Origin of the sequence: Massilia sp. CT11-108, from assembly GCF_047302915.1 — a bacterium.
GTDB classification, from domain to species: domain Bacteria; phylum Pseudomonadota; class Gammaproteobacteria; order Burkholderiales; family Burkholderiaceae_D; genus Telluria; species Telluria orientalis.
In genome coordinates this window covers 1-401 of sequence record NZ_JBKYMO010001290.1, presented here as the reverse complement: position 1 = coordinate 401, position 401 = coordinate 1, and the positions used below count along the sequence as shown (strand labels likewise).

General features: G+C 72.8%; 1 protein-coding gene. It reads right to left on the bottom strand.

Features of this window, described 5'->3' with window-relative positions:
- On the bottom strand, positions 1-401 hold a 401-nt coding region (locus tag ACEN88_RS34450), incomplete at both ends, for an SDR family oxidoreductase (protein ID WP_413346899.1).

The window sequence follows — 401 nt, the reverse complement described above, 5'->3', positions numbered from 1 at the left end:
GCCTCGACGCCGCCTACGAGGCCGATGCCGCGCGCGGCCATCAGCGGCGCCATCTCGGCGTCCGCCATCGGCGTGCGCACCCAGCCCGGACACACGACGTTGGCGCGCACGCCGGCCGGGCCGTAGTCGCGAGCGATCGAACGCGCGAGGCCGACCAGGGCGTGCTTGAACGTCGTATAGCCGCATACCTCCGGTCCCGCCGCCAGCGCCGCGATCGAGGCGACGAACACGATGTTGCCGCGCGATTCCTGGAGTGCATGCAGGCAGGCGCGCGCGCTGACGAATGCCGTGTTCAGGTTGGCGTCGAAGGCCTGGCGCCAGTCCGCGTCCGTCGTGTCGCCGCACGCGCCCTGGCCAAAGCCGCCCGCGTTCGCGACGAGCACGTCGAGCCGGCCGTGACG